The sequence below is a fragment of the Chryseobacterium sp. KBW03 genome, assembly GCF_003852415.1.
GTDB classification, from domain to species: Bacteria; Bacteroidota; Bacteroidia; order Flavobacteriales; family Weeksellaceae; genus Chryseobacterium; species Chryseobacterium viscerum.
Window position 1 is genome coordinate 1 of the sequence record NZ_QAJO01000003.1, and the last position, 26,251, is coordinate 26,251.

At 36.1% G+C, this 26,251-nt stretch carries 21 protein-coding genes; 15 read left to right on the forward strand and 6 right to left on the reverse strand.

Annotated elements, in window-relative coordinates; genetic code table 11:
* The first annotated feature begins 118 nt into the window (after nucleotides 1–118).
* From hsdR to DBR39_RS03970, 4 genes are all read left to right on the forward strand, one after another.
* Complete coding sequence (hsdR, locus tag DBR39_RS03955; RefSeq protein ID WP_124530948.1) at nucleotides 119–2,494, forward strand: EcoAI/FtnUII family type I restriction enzme subunit R; 2,376 nt, start codon at nucleotides 119–121, stop codon at nucleotides 2,492–2,494.
* 67 nt (nucleotides 2,495–2,561) lie between these two features.
* Nucleotides 2,562–4,007, forward strand: coding sequence for an N-6 DNA methylase (locus tag DBR39_RS03960; RefSeq protein WP_124530949.1), 1,446 nt, complete (start codon nucleotides 2,562–2,564; stop codon nucleotides 4,005–4,007).
* On the forward strand, nucleotides 4,007–5,974 hold the full coding sequence (locus tag DBR39_RS03965; protein ID WP_124530950.1) for a restriction endonuclease subunit S: 1,968 nt from the start codon (nucleotides 4,007–4,009) through the stop codon (nucleotides 5,972–5,974). The genes DBR39_RS03960 and DBR39_RS03965 overlap by 1 nt, the downstream gene beginning before the upstream one ends.
* Before the next feature lie 209 nt (nucleotides 5,975–6,183).
* Nucleotides 6,184–7,938: a DUF262 domain-containing protein gene (locus tag DBR39_RS03970; protein WP_124530951.1), complete on the forward strand. Its 1,755-nt coding sequence runs from the start codon at nucleotides 6,184–6,186 to the stop codon at nucleotides 7,936–7,938.
* Nucleotides 7,939–8,048: 110 nt separating this feature from the next.
* Here DBR39_RS03970 and DBR39_RS03975 read toward each other — a convergent pair whose 3' ends face one another.
* The 3 genes from DBR39_RS03975 to DBR39_RS03985 are packed head-to-tail and all read right to left on the reverse strand — an operon-like array spanning nucleotide 8,049 to nucleotide 12,109.
* Nucleotides 8,049–9,599 carry a hypothetical protein gene (locus tag DBR39_RS03975; RefSeq protein WP_124530952.1) on the reverse strand — a complete coding sequence of 517 codons (1,551 nt, stop codon included), beginning with the start codon at nucleotides 9,597–9,599 and terminating at the stop codon, nucleotides 8,049–8,051.
* Nucleotides 9,589–10,605 (reverse strand): caspase domain-containing protein, encoded by a 1,017-nt coding sequence (locus DBR39_RS03980; RefSeq protein WP_124530953.1) that lies wholly within the window; start codon nucleotides 10,603–10,605, stop codon nucleotides 9,589–9,591. The genes DBR39_RS03975 and DBR39_RS03980 overlap by 11 nt, the downstream gene beginning before the upstream one ends.
* Nucleotides 10,606–10,609: 4 nt before the next feature.
* On the reverse strand, nucleotides 10,610–12,109 hold the full coding sequence (locus DBR39_RS03985; protein WP_124530954.1) for an alpha/beta hydrolase: 1,500 nt from the start codon (nucleotides 12,107–12,109) through the stop codon (nucleotides 10,610–10,612).
* Nucleotides 12,110–12,976: 867 nt separating this feature from the next.
* Between DBR39_RS03985 and DBR39_RS03990 the strand changes: the two genes are divergently transcribed.
* From DBR39_RS03990 to DBR39_RS04025, 8 genes are all read left to right on the forward strand, one after another.
* Nucleotides 12,977–13,240, forward strand: coding sequence for a hypothetical protein (locus tag DBR39_RS03990; protein ID WP_123865766.1), 264 nt, complete (start codon nucleotides 12,977–12,979; stop codon nucleotides 13,238–13,240).
* A gap of 436 nt (nucleotides 13,241–13,676) precedes the next feature.
* The gene (locus DBR39_RS03995) at nucleotides 13,677–13,940 is read left to right on the forward strand and encodes a hypothetical protein (protein ID WP_124530955.1); all 264 of its coding nucleotides are present in this window, start codon (nucleotides 13,677–13,679) and stop codon (nucleotides 13,938–13,940) included.
* The gene (locus DBR39_RS04000; RefSeq protein ID WP_124530956.1) at nucleotides 13,931–14,713 is read left to right on the forward strand and encodes a GLPGLI family protein; all 783 of its coding nucleotides are present in this window, start codon (nucleotides 13,931–13,933) and stop codon (nucleotides 14,711–14,713) included. Before DBR39_RS03995 ends, DBR39_RS04000 begins: the two co-directional genes overlap by 10 nt.
* Nucleotides 14,713–15,453: a carboxypeptidase-like regulatory domain-containing protein gene (locus DBR39_RS04005; RefSeq protein ID WP_124530957.1), complete on the forward strand. Its 741-nt coding sequence runs from the start codon at nucleotides 14,713–14,715 to the stop codon at nucleotides 15,451–15,453. The genes DBR39_RS04000 and DBR39_RS04005 overlap by 1 nt, the downstream gene beginning before the upstream one ends.
* On the forward strand, nucleotides 15,450–17,363 hold the full coding sequence (locus tag DBR39_RS04010) for a hypothetical protein (RefSeq protein ID WP_124530958.1): 1,914 nt from the start codon (nucleotides 15,450–15,452) through the stop codon (nucleotides 17,361–17,363). Before DBR39_RS04005 ends, DBR39_RS04010 begins: the two co-directional genes overlap by 4 nt.
* Nucleotides 17,364–17,430: 67 nt before the next feature.
* Nucleotides 17,431–17,922: a hypothetical protein gene (locus DBR39_RS04015; RefSeq protein WP_123865761.1), complete on the forward strand. Its 492-nt coding sequence runs from the start codon at nucleotides 17,431–17,433 to the stop codon at nucleotides 17,920–17,922.
* A 508-nt stretch (nucleotides 17,923–18,430) separates the two neighbouring features.
* On the forward strand, nucleotides 18,431–19,069 hold the full coding sequence (locus DBR39_RS04020; protein ID WP_124530959.1) for a hypothetical protein: 639 nt from the start codon (nucleotides 18,431–18,433) through the stop codon (nucleotides 19,067–19,069).
* A 455-nt stretch (nucleotides 19,070–19,524) separates the two neighbouring features.
* Nucleotides 19,525–20,607 (forward strand): acyltransferase family protein, encoded by a 1,083-nt coding sequence (locus DBR39_RS04025; RefSeq protein WP_124530960.1) that lies wholly within the window; start codon nucleotides 19,525–19,527, stop codon nucleotides 20,605–20,607.
* Between the two features lie 224 nt (nucleotides 20,608–20,831).
* On the opposite strand, the gene DBR39_RS04030 is transcribed toward DBR39_RS04025, so the two are convergent.
* Nucleotides 20,832–22,118 (reverse strand): chloride channel protein, encoded by a 1,287-nt coding sequence (locus DBR39_RS04030; RefSeq protein ID WP_123865758.1) that lies wholly within the window; start codon nucleotides 22,116–22,118, stop codon nucleotides 20,832–20,834.
* Between the two features lie 235 nt (nucleotides 22,119–22,353).
* Complete coding sequence (locus DBR39_RS04035; RefSeq protein WP_123865757.1) at nucleotides 22,354–22,716, reverse strand: response regulator; 363 nt, start codon at nucleotides 22,714–22,716, stop codon at nucleotides 22,354–22,356.
* Nucleotides 22,717–23,071: 355 nt separating this feature from the next.
* Here DBR39_RS04035 and DBR39_RS04040 point away from each other — a divergent pair, with 355 nt between their 5' ends.
* Nucleotides 23,072–23,695 carry a CPBP family intramembrane glutamic endopeptidase gene (locus DBR39_RS04040; protein WP_123865756.1) on the forward strand — a complete coding sequence of 208 codons (624 nt, stop codon included), beginning with the start codon at nucleotides 23,072–23,074 and terminating at the stop codon, nucleotides 23,693–23,695.
* A 100-nt stretch (nucleotides 23,696–23,795) separates the two neighbouring features.
* On the opposite strand, the gene DBR39_RS04045 is transcribed toward DBR39_RS04040, so the two are convergent.
* The gene (locus DBR39_RS04045; RefSeq protein ID WP_172957739.1) at nucleotides 23,796–24,272 is read right to left on the reverse strand and encodes a pyridoxamine 5'-phosphate oxidase family protein; all 477 of its coding nucleotides are present in this window, start codon (nucleotides 24,270–24,272) and stop codon (nucleotides 23,796–23,798) included.
* A 320-nt stretch (nucleotides 24,273–24,592) separates the two neighbouring features.
* Here DBR39_RS04045 and DBR39_RS04050 point away from each other — a divergent pair, with 320 nt between their 5' ends.
* Nucleotides 24,593–25,150 carry a Crp/Fnr family transcriptional regulator gene (locus tag DBR39_RS04050; protein ID WP_228447761.1) on the forward strand — a complete coding sequence of 186 codons (558 nt, stop codon included), beginning with the start codon at nucleotides 24,593–24,595 and terminating at the stop codon, nucleotides 25,148–25,150.
* A gap of 72 nt (nucleotides 25,151–25,222) precedes the next feature.
* Nucleotides 25,223–26,137 (forward strand): DUF4267 domain-containing protein, encoded by a 915-nt coding sequence (locus tag DBR39_RS04055; RefSeq protein ID WP_123865753.1) that lies wholly within the window; start codon nucleotides 25,223–25,225, stop codon nucleotides 26,135–26,137.
* The last annotated feature ends 114 nt before the right edge of the window (nucleotides 26,138–26,251 follow it).

A 26,251-nucleotide genomic window follows, 5' to 3' on the forward strand; every position in this document is an offset into this window, starting at 1 on the left:
TGTTTGCGGAGAATCAGATATAAAATAGACTTAATGTTTCAAAAAATAAAAGAGAACAGTTGATAATATGTAATATTGCAATATTAATTATGAAATAATTTTCTTTAATTACATAAAAATGAGTAAAAAACTGTTTTCTGAAAGAGATATTTGTACAAAATTTATTACTCCTGCCTTAGAAAATGCTGGATGGGATAAAATGAAACAGTTTCGAGAAGAAGTCAATTTTACAGACGGTAGAATTATCGTTAGGGGCAAATTGTCCAGTCGTGGTAAAAAAAAGAGGGCGGATTATATTTTATATTATAAACCAAATATTCCTATAGGAATCATCGAGGTAAAAGAAAATAATCATGAAGTTGGTGCAGGAATGCAACAAGGATTGGAATATTCTGACATTCTTCAATTACCATTTGTTTTTTCAACCAATGGAGATCGTTTTTTATTCCATGATAAAACTAACTCTACAAACGTTGAAACCGAAATTGAATTAGATGATTTCCCTTCACCGGAAAAATTGTGGAGTAAATATTTAGAATTTAAGGGGATTAATGAAATCGACTCTAAATCTATTGTTGAACAAGATTACTTTTTTGATGGTTCAGGAAGATCTCCGAGATATTATCAGCAGAATGCTGTAAATCTTACGCTCGAAGCTATTGCTAAGGGTCAAAATAGAATTTTGTTGGTGATGGCAACTGGAACCGGTAAAACTTATACTGCTTTTCAGATTGTTCATCGTTTATGGAAATCAAGAACAAAAAAAAGAATTTTATTTCTTGCGGATCGCAATTCCTTAATTGATCAGACCAAAAGGGGCGATTTTAAACATTTTCGTGATAAGATGACTATTGTTCAAAAACGACAGGTAGACAAATCTTATGAAATATATTTAGCAATTTATCAGGGCTTAACCGGAAGTGAAGATGAAAAAAATATATTCAAACAATTTAGTGAAGATTTTTTTGATTTAATTGTTATTGACGAGTGCCATAGAGGAAGTGCTAAGGAAGATTCGGCATGGAGAGAGGTTCTAAAGTATTTTAAAACTGCTACGCAAATAGGTCTTACTGCAACGCCAAAAGAAACAGAGACCGTAAGTAATTCAGAATATTTTGGTGATCCAATCTATACTTACAGTTTGAAACAAGGAATTGAAGATGGATTTTTGGCACCTTACCAGGTTATTAGAGTAACCTTGGATGTAGATGTTGAAGGTTGGAGACCAGAAAAAGACAAGAGGGATAAAGATGGTAATGTTATTGAGGATAGAATTTACAATAGAAAAGATTTTGACCGAAATTTAGTTATTGATAACAGAACTTGGGCGGTCGCAAGAAAAGTGACCGAGTTTCTGCAAAATACTAGTCGATTTAATAAAACAATTGTCTTTTGCAGAGATATAGATCATGCAGAGAGAATGAGGTCAGCAATTGCAAATCTAAACTCTGATCTTATACTGCAAAATCATAAGTATGTTATGAGAATTACCGGTGATAATGATGAAGGAAAAAGAGAATTGGATAATTTTATTGATCCCGAACAAGCTTATCCTGTTATCGCCACAACATCGGAATTAATGACTACAGGAGTAGACGCCCAAACTTGTAAACTGATTGCATTAGATACCGAAATAGGATCAATGACAAAATTTAAACAAATTGTTGGGCGTGGGACTAGAGTGAACGAAGAATTCGGGAAGTTATATTTTACCATCATGGATTTTAGAAATGTAACAGATTTGTTTGCAGATCCCAATTTTGATGGTGATCCTGTTAGGATAAAAGTTATTGATGTAGATACTGCGGCAAACGATGATTTCGATAATGATTTTCCGGACGAATTACAAACTGATGAAAAGGGGAGCACAGCTCAAGTGAAAGACCCAAAACCAGACTATTCAGATCCCTTTACCGAAAAGAAAACGAAACCTTCAAAAATCTACGTAAATGGTGTGGATGTTACTGTTTTAAATTCAAGAGAATTGTATTTTGATAAAGAAGGTAAACCGATTACTGTAAGTTTAAAAGACTACACCAAAGATATTTTAAGTGAAAAATATACCTCTTTAGATCAGTTCTTAAATCTTTGGAAAAATTCCGATAGAAAAGAGGCAATTATCCAGGAATTGGCAGAACAGGGGGTTATGGTTGAAGAACTTTTACAGGCAGTAAACAAAGAATGTGATCTTTTTGATATTATTTGTCACGTTGCGTTTGATCAAAAACCCTTGACCCGTAAAGAACGTGCAAATGAGGTTAAAAAAAGAAATTATTTTGCAAAATATGGTGAGCAGGCGAGAAATGTTCTTACTGCATTGGTAGATAAGTATGCTGATGAAGGTGTTGAAACAATTGAATCTATGGAAGTATTGAAGCTAAACCCAATCTCTGAATTCGGTTCGCCCATGGAAATTGTTAAAACATTCGGAGGAAGAGAAATGTATCTCAATGCTTTAAAGGAACTTGAAAATGAAATCTACTCAATAGCTTAAATTATATCACCATAATGTTGGTATAGATTTTTTAGGAACGTACTTTTGCAAAATAATAAAATGTAAAATGAGTATTACAGGAGTAATAGAAAGTATAAGAAAAATAATGTGGCAGGATTCCGGGCTAAACGGTGATGCACAACGTTTGGAACAATTGGGATGGATGCTGTTCTTCAAGGTCTTCTGTGATAAAGACCAGGAAATGGAACTCATGGATGAGAATTATGTATCTCCAATTCCTGAAAAATACAGATGGGAAAATTGGGCATCAGATGATGAAGGAATGACAGGAGATGAATTACTTTATTTTATTGATAGAGAACTTTTTCCTGCTCTCAGAAATTTAGATTTAAGTACAGGAAATCAACGTGCTGTAATCGTACACGAAGTTTTTGACGGCAACAACAATTATATGAAAAGTGGAATCAATATTCGTAAGGTTTTAAATAAACTTAATGAAATTGATTTTAATAATACAAAAGATAAACACGCCTTTGGAGATGTTTATGAAGGTCTTTTAAAAGATTTACAGTCTGCCGGAAAATCCGGTGAGTTTTATACACCAAGGGCTATAACACAATTTATCACTCATATTCTTGATCCAAAATTAGGAGAGAAGGTTTTAGATCCGGCATGCGGGACGGGTGGTTATTTAACTGCGGTTATTGAAAACATCTCTAAAAAAGTTTCATCATTGGATGATTTAAAATCTTTACAGGATAATATTATTGGGTGGGAATATAAACCATTACCTTATCTTCTTGCGACTACCAACTTAATTTTACACGATGTAGAAATTCCCAATATCACTTATCGTGACTCCTTGGATAGACCTTTATCGGAATATCGTGAGAAGGATCGTGTGGATGTTATCGAAGCAAATCCTCCGTTTGGGGGAATTGTAGCGAATAATAATGAAAACAACTTTCCTCAAAACTATCGTACTAAAGAATCTGCGGATTTATTTCTAATATTAATGATTCACTTATTAAAAGTAGGTGGTCGTGCAGGAATTGTTTTGCCTGACGGATCTTTAACAGGCGATGGTGTGAAACAAAGGGTAAGAGAAAAACTGTTAAAAGATTGTCGATTACATACTATTATCCGTTTACCAAATTCTGTGTTTCAACCTTATGCAACAGTAGCTACCAATCTTTTGTTTTTTGATAAAGTGCATCATAATAACGATACCTCAAGTTTTGCTACAAAAGAAGTTTGGTATTATGAGCACAGATTACCGGAAGGGCAAAAGTCTTATAGCAAAACAAAACCAATTAAAGAGTCAGAGTTTGATCCTATTAAAGAATGGTGGAATAATCGTGAAGAATCGGAAGTATGTTGGAAAGTGTCAATTGACAGTTTAAAAGATCGCAACTTTGATCTTGATATAAAAAATCCAAACAAGAAAGAAGAAGTGATTGAATTTTCTTCTACAGAATTGATCGGTAAACTATCAAAATCATTTCATGATGCCGAAGGATTGTTGTTTAAAATGAAAGAAATGATTAAGTGATGGAGTACAAAACATTAAAACAATTATGTACTATTACAAAAGGAAAGACTGGAATTCAAAAGGCAGTTAAAGGTGAGTATCCGTTAGTAGTGACTAGTGAAGAAAGAAAATCTCATAATGAGTTTCAATTTAATGCAAATGCTGTAATTGTTCCCTTGGTTTCTGGAACGGGACACGGACATGCAAGTATAAAAAGAATTCATTATCAAGAAGGAAAATTTGCACTTGGATCAATTCTTTGTGCAATAATTCCTAAAGATCAAGATGAGATAAATTCTCAATTTTTATATTATTATCTGAATCTTGTTAAAGAAAAAGAGTTAGTTGGAAGGATGAAAGGAATGGCAAATGTTACTTTGCCTATTAAAGAGATTGAAAAAATTCCAATCCCAGTAATGAGTATCGAGGAGCAGCTCCGATTTGTAGAATTTTATACGGATTTAAAAAAAACTTCCAATCAGATATCCAAAGAATTAGATTACCAACTTGAATTAATTGATCAACTGCGTCAAGTATTTCTTCAAGAAGCAATGCAAGGAAAATTGGTTAGTAACGAAACTTCCGATAATATAACCGGTGCTGATCTTCTACAAGAAATTCAAAATGAGAAAGAGAAATTAATTAAAGAAAAAAAGATTAAAAAATCTAAATCTCTACCTCCAATTTCTGAAGATGATATTCCATTTGAGATTCCTGAAAATTGGGCTTGGTGTAGATTAGGGGAATTATCTCAGAGTATAGTTTATGGTACCTCTACTAAAACTAAAGATGAGGGAGAAGTACCAGTATTAAGAATGGGCAATATAACAACTGACGGCAAATTATTGTTATCAAATTTAAAATATACAGATTCAGATATTGCTGATTTACCATCTCTCTATCTACAAGAGTATGATTTACTTTTCAATAGAACAAACAGTTTTGAATTAGTAGGTAAATCTGCTGTTTTTAATGAGGTTGGAAAATTTACTTGTGCATCATATTTAATAATTGTTCGATTTATTAAAAAGAATCAGTTCTCTAATTTTATTTGTAAGTACATTAACAGTAAAGTATGTAGAATTAATCAATTAGAACCCAATATTATTCAACAGAATGGTCAGGCGAATTTTAATGGAACTAAACTTTCAAATATTCTAATACCACTTCCGCCGGAGGAAGTAATAAACCGTATTAACTCCAGATTAGACAGTTTAATGGAATACTGTGATGAATTGGAAAAATCAAGAAAGGAAAGTCAAAACTATACTGAACAACTTCTTCAACAAGTTTTAAGAGAAAAACTTGATGGAAAGAATGAAGTAGAAAATGAAAATCTAAAATTTACTCGAGAAGAATCTCCAATTTATTCTATTTCGAAAAATATTCAGAAGAATTGTGATACTGGAGATATGGCAATTCTTGCAGGCTATATTATAAAAAAGTTAAGTACACAGAATTCGAAAGATTTTGGTCGAGTGAAATTGCAAAAGATGCTTCATTTGGTAGAGTATCATTGTCAATTGTTTTCAGAATTGAAATATCTGAAAAATGTAGCCGGACCGTATGCTTGGGAACTAGAACATGTAATAGAACCAAAATTAAAGTCTCTAAGATTTTTCGAGATAAAAAAAGATAAGTTTGGTAGCACCTCAAAAGTTACTTACACACCTTTATCGGCATCAAATGAATTACCTTCTTTATTTAATCGGGAGTTTAAAGCTCAAGCTAACGGTATAAGCAATCTTTTAGATAAGTTTCAAGCGAAAACCTGGGAGTTTTGTGAAATGATTTCAACTATGTATGCTGTTTGGAATAACAGATTGATAAAGAAAGAACTGTTCACCGATGATATTTTGAAACAAGATTTCCTTGATTGGGATGATAAGAAGAAGAGATTTATTGATCAGTTGGATTACGCACTTGAATGGATTAGAAAAGAGAAAATTGAACCGGTGGGGTTTGGAGCATATATTTCAAAGGATTAGAAAATAGGCGTAATGATATATTGGACAAGATTTTGTACAAATATTGTCCACCGTTTCACCGAATCAACAACATTAATATAATTTTTTCTTTCTAAAATTAAATACTCGCAAATTTTGATATAAATTTTTGTAAATTGTTTTTTTGAGGGCACCTTCTCAAAAAAAATACTCGACAAATTACCTTTATTAACTAATAACATTCAGCGATAATGATAAGTGGTTTTGAAAAGCCTATAACAATTCAGCAGGCAATCAAGCATATAGACAAAAGAGAATATCTATTACCAGCATTGCAGAGGCAGTTCGTTTGGTCTACTGCGCAAATAGAAATACTCTTTGATAGTATCATGCGAGACTACCCTATAAATTCATTTATGCTTTGGAGAGTCACTGATTCCAGTATAAAAAACAATTTTAAATTTTATGAATTTCTGAAGAAATATAGAGAGCGCTATAATGAGCTCAATCCAGAATTCGAAACAAAAGGTTATGAAGATTTTTATGCAGTCATAGATGGACAACAGCGCCTGACAAGTATATATATTGGGCTAAAAGGTTCTTATGCTTATAAAGAATATAAAAAATGGTGGATAAATGATGAGACTAATCTTCCAACCCGATTTCTTTATCTGGATATCAGTAATCCAATACATGAAGATAATGAAAGAAAAGTACAATATGATTTTCGTTTTTTAAGGGAAAAGGATATTGTTTGGCATGCTGAACATGATTCAAATAAGCTGTGGTTTAAGGTTGGAGATATTTTGACTATTGGAGATAGAAATGCACTAGATAACTTTATTGAGGAGAATGGCTGGTTGGGAGATATATTTAAAAAGGGAACTCTCAGAAAGTTATGGACAATTGTACATGAGAGACCTCTAATAAACTATTATCTTGAAAATAGTCAAGATTTGTCAACAGTGCTCGATATCTTTATAAGGACTAATAGTGGAGGAGAACCTTTGTCATTTTCAGATTTATTAATGTCTTTAATCACTGCAAGCTGGAAAAACTTAGATGCACGAAAAGAAATACCAGATGTTATCAATCAAGTATTTGCAATCCGCGGCAGGGAATTTCATATTACTAAAGATTTTGTACTAAAAACATGCTTGGTACTTCTTAATGATAACGTAAAATTTCAGATTAAAAATTTCGATGAGGCAAACATTGTGAATTTTGAAGAGCACTGGCTTGAAATTAAAAAAGCGATTATAACAAGCTTTGAATTAGTAGCTAATCTAGGATTGACCAATTTTACATTACGAGCAAAGAATGCGGTTATTCCAATTATTTATTTTATTTACCATAAAAAATTGGTAGGAGAGATCAATCATCCTTTAAAACATAACCACGTTAGAGCCCTTATTCATAAATGGTTGCTCATTTCGTTGCTGAAAGGAGTTTTTGGAGGACAGTCTGATAGTGTCTTAACTAAGATTCGCAAAATAATGTCATTAAAGTTGAATGATCCAAAATTTCCGTTTCAAGATATTGTGGACGAGTTTGCGTCCGATCCTTCTAAGAATTTGACTTTTGATAGCGCATTCGTTGACGAAATTCTTAAAACACAATATGAAGATCCTCAGGCTCACTTAATATTATCACTACTCTACCCTAATTTAGATTATTTTAATCAGGACACTCATAAAGATCACTTATATTCTGCCAATTTATTTAGAAATTTAGATAAATATATTTCTATAATTCCAGAATCTGATATAGATTTTTATAAAGATCCCCAAAACTGGAATAGTATCCTAAATCTGCAGATGCTAAATGGCTCTCTTAATTCCAGTAAAAAAGACAAGCATCTAAAAGTGTGGATTGAGGAAAATGAGATAGATTTAATTTCACATATTATACCATCGCACATTAGATTGGAGGTTTCAAATTTCAGAGAATTCATTGAAGTAAGGAAGTTACTTCTAATAAAGCGCATCACCGAAATAGTGGCATAAAATTCTTATTCCCTAAAATGGCAGATCATTCTTAAATTGACCTGCCATTTTTCATTTTAAAACGAGACCTTTATTTTTTATTTAAAAGTAGCAGTTAATATAAAAGTTTACTAAATGTTATTTAAATCATTGGTGATTACATTATAAATATTGTCCCTTAAATTTTCTATTTCCTCACTATCCCCTAATAACAAGTTTTGCTGTTCATTATTAATCAACTTGTTTTTTATGTTACTAATGCTATGTTCAACCATTGATTGTGTTACCTGAAACTGAAATGCCAAGCTTTTTGCTGTTACTGGGCTTTCTTTCTTAGCCATTAATTGTGAAGTAATACTGAGACTTAGCCAATCCTCTAGTCGGAGGTTCTTAGGTTTGGATAAGGAATTTGTTATATTTTCATAAGGCTTATTTTTCAGTTGAAAAGTTTCTAAAATGCTTATCTGTTCTGAATTGTCCCATACTTCATTTATATAAAACTTTTCAATAGGTCTATATGATGTCCAGGCACTGTCACTATGTAGATTTGAAATCATTTCTTCACACATGTCATTTATGGTAATCTTGTCCAAATGCTTAATGGAGTTTTCAATAAATGCCCTCATTCCTGCATTAAACATGCAAGGTTCCTGTAATTCCAGATGAGGAATAGGATCTCCGAAATGGTTTGCGGCCAGTAATCTTAATGCTTTTAGGTCAGAAGCATTTTCCAAGGGAAGTATTCTTTCTTCAATATTCCGCAGCATTATACGAAAAAGTTGGTCATTCGTTTCTTCATTACTAAGTAAATAGGCGTAGCAAACCGCAATTGCTAAAATAGGATTTCGCCATTTTGAATGTGCAATATTGCTAATAAGAGACTGGGGAACATAGTAGATCTCATTTTCCAGGTTTCTTAGAATTGCGTCTAACTGAATTGTTTCCTTTTCTTGCAATTCATAAGGTTTGTTCTGTCGAACAAGCTGGACCCTAGCGGTAGAAAAAATTGGAGTACGTTTAAAGGTGAGGTAGAATTGGGTTTGCCATTCCGGAAACACATATAATGGGATTTCTCTTGATTTAGAGTTTCCTTTATATACAAGATAGTAGATACCGGGTTCCATTATTGCGTGGAATGCTAACCATCCATTATGCGTATCTTCTTTAATGTTAGTATTATTGTAAAGGCGATAAATCACATTTCTATTACTGTTCAGTATTGAAAAGCGCCATCCCATAGACTGAGCTACATTTTCTTGATTTCCTCTTATGATTTCATCAGGGTATCTAAAAAATAAAAACAGCGATGCATCATTATCCCTAATTCCGACGTTATCCATGGTGGATCTTTGGCTCCAGCGATTGACAGCATCTTGGTAATAATTTTTGGTACTACGCAAAAAATCGGCGGGAATAGATGAAAAGGACCCTTTATTTGTCCATGTTAAGTGAAGATCTTCATCCAATCTGATCAATTGCTGTTCAAATTTTTCATTTGAAAAGATCTGTAGCTGATATAGTCCGCGGGGCAGATCTTGTATTATTTCTTCATGTTCGCTAGCTAAAATTTCTCCTTTACCACTGAACAGTTTAAGCAAAACAAATTCACTCAGCGGGCCTACAACAGAAAATTTGAAATTAAACTGTTTTCGTTCACTTATCTCCTGTGTTCTAAATACCATAGCTTACTGTTTTTATTGTCCCATCTATCCTCATTATTTTTGCATCAGATTGTTCATTTTCGTAGTAAATCGTATAAAGTCCTTTAAATAAATCTATGGTCCAAGGTTCACCTACATCTGAAATACCTTCTTTTAAAACATTAAGGTCTGAATCTTCCAATATGGCCTTTTTACCGCTGACAGTAAAAGTAATCTGCACATTGGTGATATTTACAGTCAGCCCATCTATTATTGTTGTGTCAGCATAATGACCTTGAATATTTGGGACCTGAACTTTGTTAGTCTGTTCAGCGATCTTTGGAAGATCTCTTTCGAGATGATTCGCTAACGAAAGGGAAGTTATTTTCCCATCTTTTTCAGCGGCTCCCCTTAAACCATTTAAAAGCGATTCCGTAAATATTCCCCTAATTCCAACTTCTTGTATACTGCCACTTTCTGACTGTAAAAGCGCTTCATAAGCTTGATTAGTAAATTCGGAAGCTGAGTAGACATATGATCTGCATGCTCCTGCCGTTGCAGCAGGCATAACATTGCCAAACAATGGTGGCGCACCATTCACGGCTACTTTCCGATTTCTACAGCAATCTAAGAAAAAGAATATTTCACTGAATATTCCAGATTCGATCAAGGTGGTACGGTAATCACCTGATGAAAGGGCGTGGTTTCTAAAAAAGCTATCCCATTGAGGCAGAACAAGCGCCGTGTCATTCCATGATAGTCCAAGGCCATGTCCAGAAAAGTAGAAATATAACCTTCTACCTTTTCGCATCTTGGTTTTATTGTTGATTCTACCGAAACATTGATCAATGGTGTACTGTATAGGTAATAAAGAATCTTCTTCTGAAAGTACCAGATAGCAGTTGTCAGGTGGAACAAATCCTCCCTTTTCATCAACAACCCAATTGTGAAATCTTTTGGCGTCCTTATCCGGCCCCTTTAATGTCGCTAATTCAGCATAGTGGTTAACACCAACTATTACTGCATAATCGTCTATATTTGCAGGCATTTTGTTATTGCTTTATTATATGGATAATACTATCCAATGTCGTTTCTTCATCATCGTCAAAGGCTTCATGCTTTTGCGCGCCAGATCGGAACCCCTCTTCAGCACTTGTATTAGTTACCGCATAGACGGTGTGACCTTCTTTTTTTAGAAAATCTGATATTATAATGGATTGATCATCATTATATGGGTGATTACCTGTTGTATGTCTTTGGAGCCCTAAAATCAATGCATCGCTCTCATCTTCTAGAATTCCCGAAATTAGATAAAGGAGGGATCTAGGATACACAAAGTAAAACAGTCTATCCTTTTTCTCAAATTCGTCTGACATAGTGAAACATCTGAAGGAATTAAACATCGAAGGGTTTTTAAGGACAGTATTTTTAAAAAGATCTGTACGACATGCTGGAGCCATGAAAATAATATTACGGAATTTGATGTCATAGCCTTTAGCTGATATCATTTTGATCAATTCACAGATGACGATAGAACCCGCAGAATGTCCAACTAAATCGATTGTTAATTTTTTACCAGTTTCTTTTTGATACTCAGTAAGTTTTTTTATAAAATATGATCCTACAGGCCAATGAAAAAAGTTGCCTTCAAAATCGCTGTGCTTCCACATATCTACGGCTTTCCGTTTCATGTTTCCCCAAAGCCAGTTTCCGAGTTCCGAAACATACAATTCACGCATCGTCTCTTCTGCTACTGTGGGGTAAAAATCATGATTTCTTTTTTTTATGTAACGCTTTATAACACGGATTGCAACATTGGTTGCACCTATGATCACTTCCATTGTGGTGATTAACCCTTTGGCATTTTCTTCTGAACCGTACTTATATTTAGTATCTAAGATATTTTCTTCGGCCTGACTTTTTTCAGTAGAAATAAGTTCCTGTAGTTCTGGGTCGCTTTCTATTTCTAGTTCTAGCTCTGCTTGCAATTCGCCCTCTAGAATATGGATACCACTTTCATCCATTGCTGATTCAGCATTTATGATAGTTGCTGATTTTGCGCCCGCATTAATCTGATAACTTTCAAAAGGTGCTTCTTTTCTGAGTTCGGCTTCAATTTCTTCTTCTGTAAGTTGACCAAATCCTTTTGCTCCATCAAATAGATCATCAAGTTCAATTCCTAATTTTGAACCTGTGACTTTTAAAACTTTTATTAAAATCTTTTTAAAAAAATCTGAATTAGAAATGGTCGTTAAATTATCTGTAATGGTCTTCATCCAGCCAGTTTCCCAAACAAAGCAGAATGCATGGGAATCAGAACCTGAGCTGCTATATCTTATGATTCTTTCGGCTGTTTTCAATCCTTCGTCGGCGCTAACTAAACCACCATGAAAATATAATAGTAACTTCGATTTATTGTTTTCCTCTAAGAAATTGAATAATGCATCAATTTCAGCGGGAGTCGAATTGTACAGGGGATTGGTATCAGGATAGAATGTGCCATGTTTTCCAACATGGACGTAATTGATCCGGTTTAATAGGTTATTTGGCATTAATAATGGCTTGTTAGTTTCTAGGTACAATATAATAATTTTTTTCTTCCCAATATTAATTAAAATTGAAAAATTGCTGTCTGAAAGCGTAATTATGCAACTTCTGCTTAAGTTTTAAATAAAAGTCCATTTGTCTGCAATGCCATCCGTAGGTATGCATTTTTCTATAACTTTCCAAACAACGAAATGCAAGTTGTCGCCTAAAATTAATGCAGAATATCCGATTGTTCCGGTAATTATCTGAATCCACTTTAAAAAAATGCATTCTATTTTTCCAGCTCGAAGTGTTCATCTTGGAGAACATCTTTTTCGAAGGCAATGTTTTATTGAAAATTGTTTTATTGGGAGCAATAATAGCTTGTATTTTATCTAAGACTGGTGAAGTAGGTATTTTATCAAATGCCGTATAGGCGGTCTTTAGGGGGAAATGATACATAAAATATTAAATAAAAGTTAAAAATATCATTTTTGTGTGATAAAAATTTCTATATTTGACTACCATTAAATAACTAAAAACTTATGAAAAAACTCTTCTTGGGATTATCTCTGGTGACAGGCACATCTTCTTACGTGCTTGCAAACTCCATTGAGATCGAAAAAATGATCTTGACCAAACAGAAATTTTTAAAGAGCAATGCTTTATGCAGGTGATCGTCAATCATGAGACAGAGTACGGCGTGTGTCTATATTCCGCAGCAAGTCCGATGTACAACGTTAATTGCCGACAGGGACAAGCGGAAGGTACTACGGACACTTATTGTGAAGTACGAACAGAGGCCGGATGGAATCCAAGTTCCGATCCAGCAACACCATCAAGCTGTAACTAATCCAACCATAATTAAATTAAAATCTATGAAAAAATTCATTTTGACAGTGACCGTTTTAGGGTTTGCTGGTTTATCTTATGCTTCTTCACCTATTGTAAAAAAAGTGGCCGCTGAAAAGAGGCTTGCCGGATGCTTTACGCAGACAGTAACCCAATATGAAGATCTTCAGGGCAACTACGTAAGTTCTTCTGTTGGACCGAGAGTGTCGGTTGAATGCGCGCAGGGACAGCTTGAAGGCTCCACCCAGACAACTTATGTCCATCAGATCTCTCCGCTTGCTGTGTATTGGCTAGGTTTTCCTTAACAGCCATATAGGTCAGTTATTGATCTGTAAGAGAAGCAGATTAAAAAATAAAATCCATTACTCACCTGAGTAAGAATATGTGTAATTACCAATAAACAACAAAAATCTTATCTTATGAAAAAACTCATTTTAGGTTTATTCCTAATTGCAGGATCATCATAGTTTGCTCTTGCTAACACTATTGAGATCGAAAAGGATCTTGATCAGGATCAGTGTTTTAAAGGAAACTGCTACGCGCAAGTTATTGTAAACGTTGAAAATACCTGCGGACAGTATCTGTATTCTTCGGCTAGTCCAAAATATACCGTCAATTGCCGAGAGGGGCAGGCAGAAGGCTCAACATCTACTTATTACGAAGTCAGAACAGAGGGTGGATGGAACCCAGGTTCAGATCCTAACCAAGCAACTAGCTGTCCATAATCTAAAATAAAAAAATATGAAAAGAATCATTTTAACAGCGACCGTTCTAGGTCTAAGCGGCCTAACCTATGCCGCTCCCGGAGTGAAAAAAATTAACAAAAAGAAGCTTGCTGGCTGTTTTACGCAGACCATCACTCAATATGAGGATAAGCAAGGTAATTATGTCAGATCTGTAGCGGGTCCTCGTGTTGCGGCACCCTGTGCTTCGGGACAGCTGGAAGGGTCAACTACAACGACTTATGTACATACACTAGATCCATATATTGACTTATGGCCTTAAAAAACGTATTAATTTTTTTATTGCTGACAATTTTTGGATATGCTGGCGCTCAGGATAAGATCATCGTGGAATACGATTATACTTTTGCCCATATGAGTAATTTAAAATCATTTGTCATAAGTGATCAAAAAAACTCCTATTTTTTCTTTGCCAGTGATCCGTCTGTTAGTTATAAAAAATTAATAGAAACTGACTTTACATCAATTAATCCGTATCATGTCTATGACTATGATCTTTCCAGCGAAAATCTCTACCAGCGGGTGTACATGGTTCCAAAAAATGATAAGCAGCCGCTCCCGAGATTAGCTTCCGAAAAGCTGAAAAACCTTGACTGGAAGATCACGAAGGAATCAAAGGATATTCTCGGTTATAAAGCTTTTATGGCCACCGCTAATTTTAGGGGAAGGGAATATACGGTATGGTTCACCAAGGATCTAAATGTCGAAGTGTTTCCTTGGAAACTTAAGGGACTACCTGGTGTTATCCTGGAATTTCAGGATAAAGATGGTTTTATAAGAGGTACTGCAAAAACAATTTCATTAAATTCGCAGGATCAGTTTCCACCTAAAATTCTAGCAATTTTTGAGAAAAAAACGACTGACCCCATCATGTCGTTCAAAAAAATGATAGAATTGGAAAATGTTATCTTGCAGGACGATATGAATAAATCTATCGCTGCATTGCCAGCAGGAACCGAGTACGAAGTGCCCAACATCAGAGAGATGTCAATGGAAACCCACTTTGAATGGGAACCTGACACCAAGAAGCCTTAATGAAATATTTATGTTTATTATTCTTTATACTAATTTTTAAGATCTCCGCGCAAACGAAGATTGCAGGAACTGTACTTTCAGATAGTAAGCAGCCGCTTCTTAGAGCCAGTATCATTCTTACGGATACACATGATAATATCATAGCTTTCGTCTTTAGCAATAAGGACGGAAGCTTTTCGCTAAATACGGATCAGTATGGCAGCTTTAACCTGCAGGTTACCGCGGCGGGGCATGAAAAGAAAAATATTCCTATCTCGTTCATCAAAAAGAATTCGGTTATTGATCTTAACGCTATCGAACTTAGCAGTGATAAAGTCAAGGAAATCAAAGAAGTTGTCATTACCAGAAACACACCGATCAGGCAAAAAAAAGATACGACAGAATATAATGTGCAGAGTTTCTCCAACGGAACAGAACGCAATGTGGAGGAACTGCTAAAAAAACTTCCCGGCATCACGGTTGAAAGTGACGGGAAAATAAAATTCAGGAACAGGGAGGTTGAGCGGGTCATGATAGAAAATGATGACCTCTTTGAAAAAGGTTATCAGACCCTTACACAGAACATGCCTTCCAAACCCCTTGAAAAAGTTCAGGTGCTGGAGAACTACTCCAAGAATAAACTGCTAAAGAATATAGAAAATACAAACCGCATTGCCCTTAATCTAACATTAAAGGAAGATGCGAAGGGAAATGGTTCGGGAATTTATTGCTTGCTTCGACAAGTTACAAAGAGGATATGAGACAGGGGAAGGTCAACGTGATGAATTTCACCAAGAGACGAAAGGTCTATTTTCTTCTTAATGCGAACAATCTCGGGCTGAACGAAATGAAAGGTGTTGAATACCTGATAGATCCGGCTTCGGAGAATGAGGTTGAGAATGTGGGGACGAACGTGGGTATACTGTCGGTTGTGAATCTTCATCAAAAAAACAGCATCTTTCAGGATAAGCGTACCAACTTCAACAATGATAAACTGGGTTCACTGAACTATATCTACAACTTCAAGAATGACTGGAAAATTAAATTCATCACTGTATTCAATGACATCGAGAACAGAAATTACATCTCCAGTTTTTACCGGTTCAACTATGCGGGACAAAATTTCGCAAACGTGGAGGATAAGACCTGGAAACAGAACAACACGAATCTGGTTGGAAAACTGGAAATTTCAAAGGAATTCAGAAATAATTCGAATTTTCAGTTTTACAGTAAAACATCATCCCTGAGAGAAAACAACGATAATATTTTTGTCTTCAATGAACAGCTAAATAGCCAGATAGGAACCAACAGGCTGTTGTCTACTGAGAATAAATTTGTCTATACCAAGAAAATTGACTCTTCCAAAGCTGTAGTTGCCGTTGCAAGATATATTTTTCAGGAAAGGCCCTATGATTTCACTGATGATAATGATGTATTCCAAAAAGTCACCGGTAATCCGGACGTCAGGAAATCACGGCAGACCATCAGCTCAAAAATGAATTTTGGTGGAGTTAAGGTTTCCTACCTTAAAAAATATTCGGAAAAGGAATCGGTTGAGATTCAGGCCGCAAATGAATACCGGAGTAACCGGTTATCTTCAGATCTTTCACTTTTTGATGCGGACGACAATAAGGTTAATTACGATGACCGGGGTTTTAGCAATGATGTGTCGCTTGAGCAGAATAACCTGTTTGCCCAGGGAAAATATCTGCGGAAAAGCAAAAAATGGCGTTATGGTGTTACGATGCTGGGTCAGTTTATTTATTCCGATCTCCGAGACGAGAATACAGCAGGATTTCATCTGTTTCCGACCGTCAATATTGGGTATGAAAACAGCAGGACCGGAAATATCAGTTTAAGCGCATCCAGAAGATTTTCAACAGTAAGCATCAATGATGTCTATACCGGATACATTTATCAGGGAAACAGGAATTTTAACAAGAGTGAGGTCGGATTTACAGTGCTGCCCAGCTACAGCTTTAACTTAAGCTATAACGTTGGGCAGATCAGCTCGCAATATCTGTCCTTTAACGCTAATTTTTCAAAAAATGACAGCTACCTCTCAAATAATATGATCGTGAATCCAACTTTTACGTTCAGTCAGGCGATCCTGGTAAAGAATAACAGCACGTTTTCCGCTAACCTAGAACTTCGCAAATACCTGAATTTTATCAAGACCAGAATAAGTCTTTTAGGTTCTTATTCGGATTCGGAATATGAAAACAGCATCAATAGCGGGCCACTGATCAGATCACGGTTTTCTAACCTCAAAACAGGTTTTGAGATGAAATCAGGTTTTATGGGATTTTTCAATTATGAACTCGGTTATGAGATCGCCTTCAATAAGATTGTCTCGGATGTAAACTCAAGCAATTATCAGGATCAGAAAGCCTTCGCGAATGTATATTTTAGGGTAAGTCCAATGTTCAGGATCGAGTCGTCGATGGAATATTATAAATTTGGGAATACCGGTCAAAGTCCAACTCATTTTTGGGATATCAAGCTTAATTATACCTCGAAAAGATACAATAGCGAAATTTATCTGCAGGGGAACAATTTGCTGAATTCCAACAGCATCACCAAGTATTCTATCGATAATATCAGTGAAAGCCTGTACACCCAGAAGCTGATACCTTTCCATATCGTCTTGGGTATCAATAAGAATTTTTAACTCCGCCGGTCAGATGCTCGGTATCTGACGTACTGACCGCAACAGGTTTTATGTATAAAAATTTATAATGGAAGTTTTGTATGATATTCGCGTTAGAGTTAGCATCAATAGTATTGAGGCTGGATTGTTATACAAGTATTTAAAGATGCACCCACTCGAAAAACGCTGCATTACGGAGGGGCACTTTGCCTATTCGTTTAAGGATTTCCAGCAAAAGAGAGAATTTGATTTAATGCTGAATTTAGAAACAATTGATTGCTGCGTGAGGGCGTTGGAAGATCAGGATCTGAATGAGCCGCTGGAAAACCTGCTCAAACAAGGACTGCTTGAAAAAATTTATCAGTGGGCAGATATTATAGACAGGGAAGAAAACGCGATCGAAGATTTTCAGAGCAATTATTATGCGATTTGTCTTCAAAAATACGGCGATGAAGATACCTACTTTAGTTTTGAAAATTATCTAAAGCTCCGTAATATTACTGAATCCCATCGAATTGTAAATTTAGAAAAACCATCACGCTCCATTCTCAAATGGATCAGGTACTTTCTTAACATATAGACATTCGGACGAGCTTTTATTGGAAATGGAATTTTTTGATCAAGATGACAGCCAAATTTCGCAATACATTTTATGTTTTGATACAGCAAATTTATACCGATGAAAGTTGAAATCAGAGTACCGTATCTTTTTAAATTATCGTAAAGGGCACTATATATTCCAATTTCGATCAGGAATTGGATTTAGAAATCGCTGACGCATTAATCAATGAATCTCTAACCGCTGAAGTCTAGCTCAATTACGGTTTTGAGTAGGATTTACAATTTCCAAAGCAGTATTAGTTTAAGTTTGTGTGTTAACATTTAAAGGTGATCCTCCTATATAAATTGGTAAAGCAAATTTTTGATATTACGCAATCCGTAAAAATCCCACAAAAAGTATAATCACCTATTTACTGAATTACAATAATTTTTACCTTAACAGACCAAAACAACATAACCAAATGGAAAACTATCTTAAAGCAATTTACCCCATAAATTGCGCGCAACCAATAATACATATGAACTTAATGGCACAACAGAATTTTAAAATCGTCGAAACAAAATGTGATCTTAATGATTTTGAAGCAATCAGGAAAGATTTACAGAATTTTGGATTTTTTAGGCAAAATCCAAATACGCGTAAGACTTGTACCAAGCATAAGGAGAAAGCAGAATTTCGGGTAATGGCCAGTGACAATAAGAAATTCTTTTTGAGTTTTGACAATGAGGACGATGCAGTAGCATTTTTAGATTCTATGGAAAGCCACGACTACGGACTGCTCGAAACAGATTTTCAGGAGGAAGTGGAGAAGATCACGCCTGAAAATGTGGAAGAAAAAGCCGACGAGATCCTGGCCCGTTTTAATGAAAAATTTAAATTGGCTGTGGACTACAATCCAAAAGAGAGCGAATTTGCTGCAATAAATGAAAAGGCTAAAAAGACTGTTTGGGATAAAGAAAACCGTTTCCTTTTAAACTTTTATATGATGGAAGTGACCAAAAGAAAGTTTGGCTTTCCCAATTGGAGTTTTGAAGTCATTCATACTTTCAATCCATTTCTCGTTCCTCAGTATACAGGCCGGGACGGCAAACCGCAAAGTTATTACCGCCTGTTAGAGCCAAAAACAAGAAAGCATTTTGATTTCAAAATGTATCTGGGACTTTAGGGGCAGGTATAGAAGCAGAATTACTGCTCATCTATCTTTAAACGGAAGAATTTTTGGAAGCAAGCAAGAGTGAATACTCTTCTTGCTTCTTTGTTTTATTGTTTTCAATGAATCACCTCCTCACTTCTGTCAAAAAAGTCTCGTCGATTATAGCGCATACTTTGTGACTGAAAGTTTGACTAAATTCACATTCAAAAAAAAAATCCCGGAATTCTCCGGTCGCATTTTACTATCGTGAGACGGGATACCATTCATCAATTTGCATTAAGGTATCTTACCTGCACCTAAAGTAACACTACCAAGATCTAGAAAATTGAACTTGTAAATGGCTTATGAAAGTATAAATAGGAGATAGGTGAAAATTTGAGAAAATTTGTCAAATAAATGAAACGATTGTGACCATTCCGACGGTCCCGGTTGCTATATCTTTGATGCTGATTTAAAGATTTTGTATAATGAGTGATTATCGAAAAGGAAGTGTTACAAAAAAACATTTCAGTGCATTGGATGGTTTAAGGGGCGTTGCGGCGATCGGGGTTGTACTGTTTCATTTTATGGAGATCGTGGCACCGGATTATCATGACAGTTTTATTCCGCATAGTTACCTGGCAGTCGACTTTTTCTTTTGCCTTTCGGGATTTGTCATTGCTTATGCCTATGATGACAGACTGGACAAAATAGGAAAGAAAGATTTTTTTAAAAGACGGCTGATACGTCTACATCCCATGGTTGTGGTTGGGGCAATAATCGGGCTTTTGGCGTTTGTGTTTGATCCTTTCAGCGACCTCAAAGATTCATTCAGCACCTTACAGCTTTTGCTTATGTTTCTGAGCGCCTGCTTTTTAATTCCTTATCCAGCTGTTCCGCAGCGCTATTTTAACCTTTTCCACTTAAATCCACCGACCTGGTCACTTTTTTGGGAATATATCGGAAACATCATTTATGCTTTTTTCCTTGTTAAAGCTTCAAAACGGGTACTGTGGACAATCCTAATCATTTCTGCTCTTCTGCTGTGCTATGAATCCTATAAGTCCGGGTACCTCGCCGTGGGATTCGGCGGCGATAATTTTTGGGGTGGTGGCGTAAGGCTGTCTTTCTCATTTACGGCAGGGATCCTGGTTTTCCGCCAAAACTGGCTTTTTCATAAAAAGGTGCCCTTTTTTCTGCTCACGATCGCACTTTCAGCTGTATTTTTTATCCCTTATTCCGAGTGGCTAAGTCCAATAGTTGATCCGCTTCTGGCAATCTTCTATTTTCCTTTCTTGATCGCCTTAAGCGCTGCAGCAGACCATTTAAAGCAAAAGACAATAAAGGCATGCAAGTGGCTGGGGGATATTTCATATCCTTTATATGTTGTTCATTACCCTTTTATCTGGATCTTTACGAGCTATGTTGAAAAAGTTAAACCGAACAAGATGGAACTGACGGTTACTGTCAGCGCCGGAATGTTGTTTCTAATAATCTTGTCCCATTTTATTCTCAAGTGGATCGATGAACCGATACGAAAATCGTTCTCAGCAGCCAATCGAACGAAATAAACGAAAGTCGGGGTGTCAAAATTAGTGTAGATATAAGCATATTTTAGCTAATATCCTTATTTATGCAGTCGCTAGAATTTATACTGAAAATGTATTTCGATTTGCTGCACGATGTAAAGAGTCTGTTTTCTAACAAGCTCTTTACATTAAATGGTAAACGTGTTAAGTTATATATATCCGGCCGGAACACAGTAAAAACTTAGAACATCTGGTTCAAATTATTATCAGTAACTGGTCGCTTCTTTGTAAGTGTAAACATTATACGGATAGATTTTCTTTGCCAGCGTTTTGGAAACAAAACCTGCGATCAACAGTGGTAACAGGAGCACATAACCAGATGGAACGATGCTGGAAATAATAAACATGGCTGTGAAAGGAGCATGTATGGCTGCCGAGAGCATGGCAGCGGCACCGAATAATGCGAAGTTTATCACGATCAGATGTGTGCCAAGATAATAATTGCAAAATTGTGCAAAGAAAATACCTAAAAATGCACCTGTTACGATACTGGGCGCAAATACTCCACCATCACCTCCGGCACCTAAGGTAAGTGAAGCGGCAAGTGGTTTAATGAAAATAAGAAGTAAAAGGGGAATGAAGTACATCATATTTACGCAGTCTGATGCACTGCTCTCCAGGATTTTACCAAGCCCGTGATAACTGTCTCCATATAAGGAAGGAAGAAACAGGATAAATATGCCAACCGTTATTGCACCTAAGTTTACACGGATAAAATTATTCTTTATACTCCCGAAAAATGTTTTTGCATAGATCACAATCTTGGTAAAATAAAGTGCGAAGATTCCCCCGATCAGACCCAAAATGATAACAAAGGGTATGGCCTGCCAGTGCCATTGCTGCACGTGTGCTGAAAACAGAGGTTCCGAATCAAAATAGTGAACAAATAAATAGGCAACAAGCATCGAACTGACCCCGCTGATCAAAATGGATTTATTATATTTACGTGCAATAACTTCGATAGCAAATAAAAATCCTCCCAAGGCGCTTCCAAATAATACGGTTACACCCGCTATAATGCCGGCACATATCATTTCTGTTTTATATGCCCAGGCTGCATGCAGATATTTATAGGCCTGATTTCCAACGGTTGCAGTAGCAACGACAGTTGATACTTCCACGCCTGTAGAACCACCAAAAATAACTGTAAGAAATCCGTTGATATAATGTGAGGGTATTTTAAATGCAGGTAGGTGGTCCTTTCTTGTTTCAAGGGTGGTATAGATCTCTTTGATACCTTTATTCTTTCTGTTATGAAAAAAGTACTTGCGCAGGAAATAGATTGCTGTTATGCCGATACTTGGTAGGAAGATAATTAAGAAACTTCCCGCTGACATTACTCTTTCAAATAATCTTTCCTGAATGAATGCTGTGATGTGCTTTAAACTGAATGCTATCAGGCAGCAGACTATACTTATTAATATTGAACTTCCAATTAATTTAGCATAGCTGACTCTTCGGATTTTATTTCTGCTTGACTTATTAGCAATCATACCTCTTTCTTTTAGGACCACTGCAAAGGTAAGATATATTATTCTAATTCACTGTTATGGCTTACAATGGTTGATGCTGAGCGAAATAGCCCTGCTTTTTTCACGTTTAGATAATTTTCCACGCAAGATCAATCACCTTTATATTCAAAGTAACGAACAAAAGATTATGTTGCTTTGCCCTACCAAATAACTATACACGTGGAGGAGCGAGCAAGTGAATTCTTTTCTGATCTGATCAGTCACTATTTTTTTTAACCACTTCGATCATATGATCCAGATCAAAAGGCTTCTGGATAAAATCGTCAGCTTTACATTCCGCTGCAATTTTTTCAATATTGTTGGCCGTTGATGTCAGAACAGATGAAACATCTTCGGTTTCAGGGTCTGATTTAATTTCCTTGATCACTTCTGATCCTTTTTTGTCGCCTCTGATGTGGTCATCGACGATAAGGATGTCCGGGTCAATATCGGTAAGTTCTTCAATCGGTTCTGTTGTAAGCGAAGGAATCACCTCAAAACCTTCGTCAACTAAGACTTCATCCATTATACTCAAGATATCTTCATTATCCTGAATAAGCACAGCCTTCTTTTTTGTCATTTCTTCTGAAATTTATGGGTTAAATATAGGAAAAAAGCCGGCACGATCAACAGGGAAAACAGCTAATTTATGCTGCGAAGAATTGAGTAAAAGTTATGCTCAATTTAAGCCCGTGGGACTTATGGTCGAGTGCGGTTTTCAAAGGAATTATGCTAGTGGTATCTTTATAGTTGAAAGTCTGTTTAGGAATCCTAATTTAACAAAATTAAAATGAGCAGGAGCCTGCAACCAAAAATACCATTTGATTATTATTTCAATAACTTTATGGTAGGAATGGATCGCTGAAAAACTTAAAAGTTTGCCTCATCATTAGTAAACCAGTGTATGGAAAAAAATAGTTTCACCAATTGGAAATATGGGATTTATTGTATTTCTTTTGATATTTCCCCATTTAGTTCCTTTACCATTTTATTCTTATGCTGATGTCTGTTTCGTAGCAATTTATCTTATGCTGCGGTGGGATGGCAGGAGTTTTAGCGATATAGATTTAAAAAAGGAAAAAATAACCTTCAGAGCTATCTTGCTGGGATTTATTACTGCGGTGGCCTGGGTTGCTTTTATGCAATTATTTTATATTCCCGGCATAAAATTCATTTTCCAAGTTCCGGATTACTCGGAATACAATTTTATCAGAAGCAGTTTGACGAGACTGTTAATGACTTTGGTGGCAGCTGTGCTGATTGGTGGTTTTTATGAGGAGGTAGCAATTCGCGGCTACATCCAAAATGTGCTAGAGCAGAAAATTCTTAAAAAATATAGTCCTTTAATCAGTATGTTTACGACCAGTCTACTATTTGGTCTTTACCATATACAGCAGGATGTCTTTGCTATTTTCTCAGCATTTTTGGGAGGACTGTACTGGGCGATTCTATGTAGGAAATTTCACAACCTCTGGATTCCCATATTTTCCCACGCGTTATTTGATTCCATCACATTAATCCTTATCTATAAGGGGGTATTTGGGTTATTTAACTATTGATCCACTGAGGACGAGAAAGAATAACATGGAGATAGTAGCAAGAAAGCTTTCCTAAGGATCAGTTCAAGCGCGTGTTATCGCGATTAAAAAGTTTTCAACTTTACTCATGCGTATTGGCAATAATTCTTCCAAGCAATTTAAGATAATCGACCATACCAGTGGAGGCAGATTTGAACACTTTGGAATATTCAACAGCTATTTTCAATACGCGGATTGTGGGATCTCTTTTGCCTTTGGCAAAATCTTTCGCATTATAAACCGACCAATATTTTTCTATACTGCTGATATTATTACTGGTTTCAGCAGTGCCGGTTACCAGTAAGAACTCAGACTTATGAGGTATGGTGTAAATTAATCTGATTTCTTCGTTTGTCTGCAGATTCTGGTAGGGCCTGATTTCCGAGGAAAAGATGAAGAATAGATTCCCGTTTCGATCCATTTCTTTTGTATGCACCGTCTGAACATTTGGAAAGTCGTTTTTTCCTGTAGAAGTGCATAAAATACCATTTTTAATGTCAGTCATTAAAGCCTTTAAAATAGAAATGGTTGCTTGCTTATCCTGGATAACATTTTTCATAAACACGTTTTTAAACATATTGGAATAGACATTAGAAAAGCATTTAGCGTTCTGGTCTTTCTACTTACAATTTGCGGACAACTACTTTTTTTAATTGAATTGTAGCTTTTATTTTTAGCGTATAAGAACCACTTCTATTTAGACCTGAACACTTTATTGGTTACTAGTTGCTGAATAAGCAGTACTAATCAGTCAGTGTATCCGACTTCCCTTTAAACGCTGATAAATTACAAGCTTGGTGAAATAACTGAGCGCTGCTTAAAATTTTTCACGAACTTTAGTGAAACAATATCAAAATTATGATAGAAAAATTGCTAACGGTGATCGCAAATTCGGTTGAAGTAAGCGGCGATGAAAAGGAGTTTATTGCCAGCCTTTTCCATGAAAAAAAATATGGCAAGGGTGATTTTTTTCTGAATGAGGGTGAGGTCTGCCGCAAGGTAGGCTTTATGGTCAGCGGTGTAATGCGTTATTATATTAATGATGATGGAGAGGAGAAAACTTACGGATTTGCCGAAGAACATGATTTTATATGCAACAATGAAAGTTTTCTGCCACAGCAGCCATCCCGGCAAATTATCCAGGCTCTGGAAGACTGTACGGTATTGGTCATCGGATATGACGACCTTCAAAAATTTTATGGTGTACTAAAGAACGGTGAACGTTTCGGGAGGCTGGTTATCGAGCATGTATTTGTCAAGACCCTGCAGGGACTGAATTCATTCTATACCGATTCACCGGAACTTCGCTATGAAAAATTTACAAAAGAATATCCTGATCTGCTTCAACGTATCCCGCAGTATTACATTGCTTCCTATGTCGGTGTTAAACCGCAATCACTGAGTCGCATCCGGAGCAGGAGTCTGCATAAAAAATGATTTGTTAACTCAGGTGCATGAAAGGCGAAGTGGTTACAGATAAATTTGTTGTCAACTTAAAAAGCAAACATTATGGCAACGAAAATTTGTTACATCATTTCAATTTTGACCGCGGTAGGATTACTATTTATCGGGCTTAGGTTTTTGGTTTCACCTGTTCAGGCCGAATTTGATTTCGGGATCTTTACCGATACCCATGCAGATTATTCCTTTCATTATATCAAAGGAATAAGGGATATATTCTCCGGCATTCTATTACTGACTCTTGCCATTTCAAAGCAAAGAAAGGCGCTAGGTTTAGCGCTACTCTGTGCCACAATTGTGCCTTTGGGAGACTTTTTGATCGTCATAGGTACCGGCGGAACCGAATTGCAACATTCGATCGCTCACTTAATCGCTATAGCCATCTGTCTCATAATTGGCCCCATACTTTCAATGCAAAAGTCAACGAAAAAGGCTCCAGATCATAAAATGTCCTTCATTCTAATTCAGTCCGCAGCTGATGGCGGTACCACCATAAGCGAGTGTGATCTTCTTCCGGGCGCAAAGACTCCTTGGCATTACCATACCTTATTTTCAGAAAAATTTGAGGTATTGGAAGGCGAACTTGAAGTGGGGAAGGGGGGTAAACGTTACCAGCTCAAGGCCGGGGACGCAATAAGTATTTTACCATACGAGAAGCATCTTTTTAACAACCGATCAAAGATTGTCTGCAGAATTCGGACCACCATAGATCCTGGAAATTTGCCATTTGAGAAGGCCTCACTAATTCTTTTAGGACTAGCTAATGACGGCCTTACTAATAGCAGCGGAATTCCTAGGAGGTTTTCAGATCTGGCACTGTTTATATATCTAAATAATTCGAGGATGACTGGGGTTATGAAGGTAGCGGAGCCGTTTTTAAATCTGGTGGCGAAAATTGCTATACGTCGCGGGCGCTTGAATGCTCTCGAGAATAGCTATTGTAAAGCGTTGAAGTCATCTTAGTTCAGATTACCTACCGCATCCATGTAATACCAAGGCTTTGGAAAAAAGTACAATTACTAAAGGCACCACATTCGTGGAGCCTTTATGTGGCTGGTGACAAGATTACTATTTTAA

What these genes read in the sequence shown, in the direction of transcription:
- DBR39_RS03995 (WP_124530955.1), top strand. Translation starts at nt 13,677, where the DNA reads ATGAAAAGAATCATTTTAACAGCGACCGTTCTAGGTCTAAGCGGCCTA.
- DBR39_RS04005 (WP_124530957.1), top strand. Translation starts at nt 14,713, where the DNA reads ATGAAATATTTATGTTTATTATTCTTTATACTAATTTTTAAGATCTCC.
- DBR39_RS03985 (WP_124530954.1), bottom strand. Translation starts at nt 12,109, where the DNA reads ATGCCAAATAACCTATTAAACCGGATCAATTACGTCCATGTTGGAAAA.
- DBR39_RS03970 (WP_124530951.1), top strand. Translation starts at nt 6,184, where the DNA reads ATGATAAGTGGTTTTGAAAAGCCTATAACAATTCAGCAGGCAATCAAG.
- DBR39_RS04045 (WP_172957739.1), bottom strand. Translation starts at nt 24,272, where the DNA reads ATGAAAAATGTTATCCAGGATAAGCAAGCAACCATTTCTATTTTAAAG.
- DBR39_RS04000 (WP_124530956.1), top strand. Translation starts at nt 13,931, where the DNA reads ATGGCCTTAAAAAACGTATTAATTTTTTTATTGCTGACAATTTTTGGA.
- DBR39_RS04010 (WP_124530958.1), top strand. Translation starts at nt 15,450, where the DNA reads ATGAGACAGGGGAAGGTCAACGTGATGAATTTCACCAAGAGACGAAAG.
- DBR39_RS04040 (WP_123865756.1), top strand. Translation starts at nt 23,072, where the DNA reads ATGGGATTTATTGTATTTCTTTTGATATTTCCCCATTTAGTTCCTTTA.
- DBR39_RS04030 (WP_123865758.1), bottom strand. Translation starts at nt 22,118, where the DNA reads ATGATTGCTAATAAGTCAAGCAGAAATAAAATCCGAAGAGTCAGCTAT.
- DBR39_RS03960 (WP_124530949.1), top strand. Translation starts at nt 2,562, where the DNA reads ATGAGTATTACAGGAGTAATAGAAAGTATAAGAAAAATAATGTGGCAG.
- hsdR (WP_124530948.1), top strand. Translation starts at nt 119, where the DNA reads ATGAGTAAAAAACTGTTTTCTGAAAGAGATATTTGTACAAAATTTATT.
- DBR39_RS03975 (WP_124530952.1), bottom strand. Translation starts at nt 9,599, where the DNA reads ATGGTATTTAGAACACAGGAGATAAGTGAACGAAAACAGTTTAATTTC.
- DBR39_RS04055 (WP_123865753.1), top strand. Translation starts at nt 25,223, where the DNA reads ATGGCAACGAAAATTTGTTACATCATTTCAATTTTGACCGCGGTAGGA.
- DBR39_RS04025 (WP_124530960.1), top strand. Translation starts at nt 19,525, where the DNA reads ATGAGTGATTATCGAAAAGGAAGTGTTACAAAAAAACATTTCAGTGCA.
- DBR39_RS03980 (WP_124530953.1), bottom strand. Translation starts at nt 10,605, where the DNA reads ATGCCTGCAAATATAGACGATTATGCAGTAATAGTTGGTGTTAACCAC.
- DBR39_RS03965 (WP_124530950.1), top strand. Translation starts at nt 4,007, where the DNA reads ATGGAGTACAAAACATTAAAACAATTATGTACTATTACAAAAGGAAAG.
- DBR39_RS04035 (WP_123865757.1), bottom strand. Translation starts at nt 22,716, where the DNA reads ATGACAAAAAAGAAGGCTGTGCTTATTCAGGATAATGAAGATATCTTG.
- DBR39_RS04015 (WP_123865761.1), top strand. Translation starts at nt 17,431, where the DNA reads ATGGAAGTTTTGTATGATATTCGCGTTAGAGTTAGCATCAATAGTATT.
- DBR39_RS04020 (WP_124530959.1), top strand. Translation starts at nt 18,431, where the DNA reads ATGGCACAACAGAATTTTAAAATCGTCGAAACAAAATGTGATCTTAAT.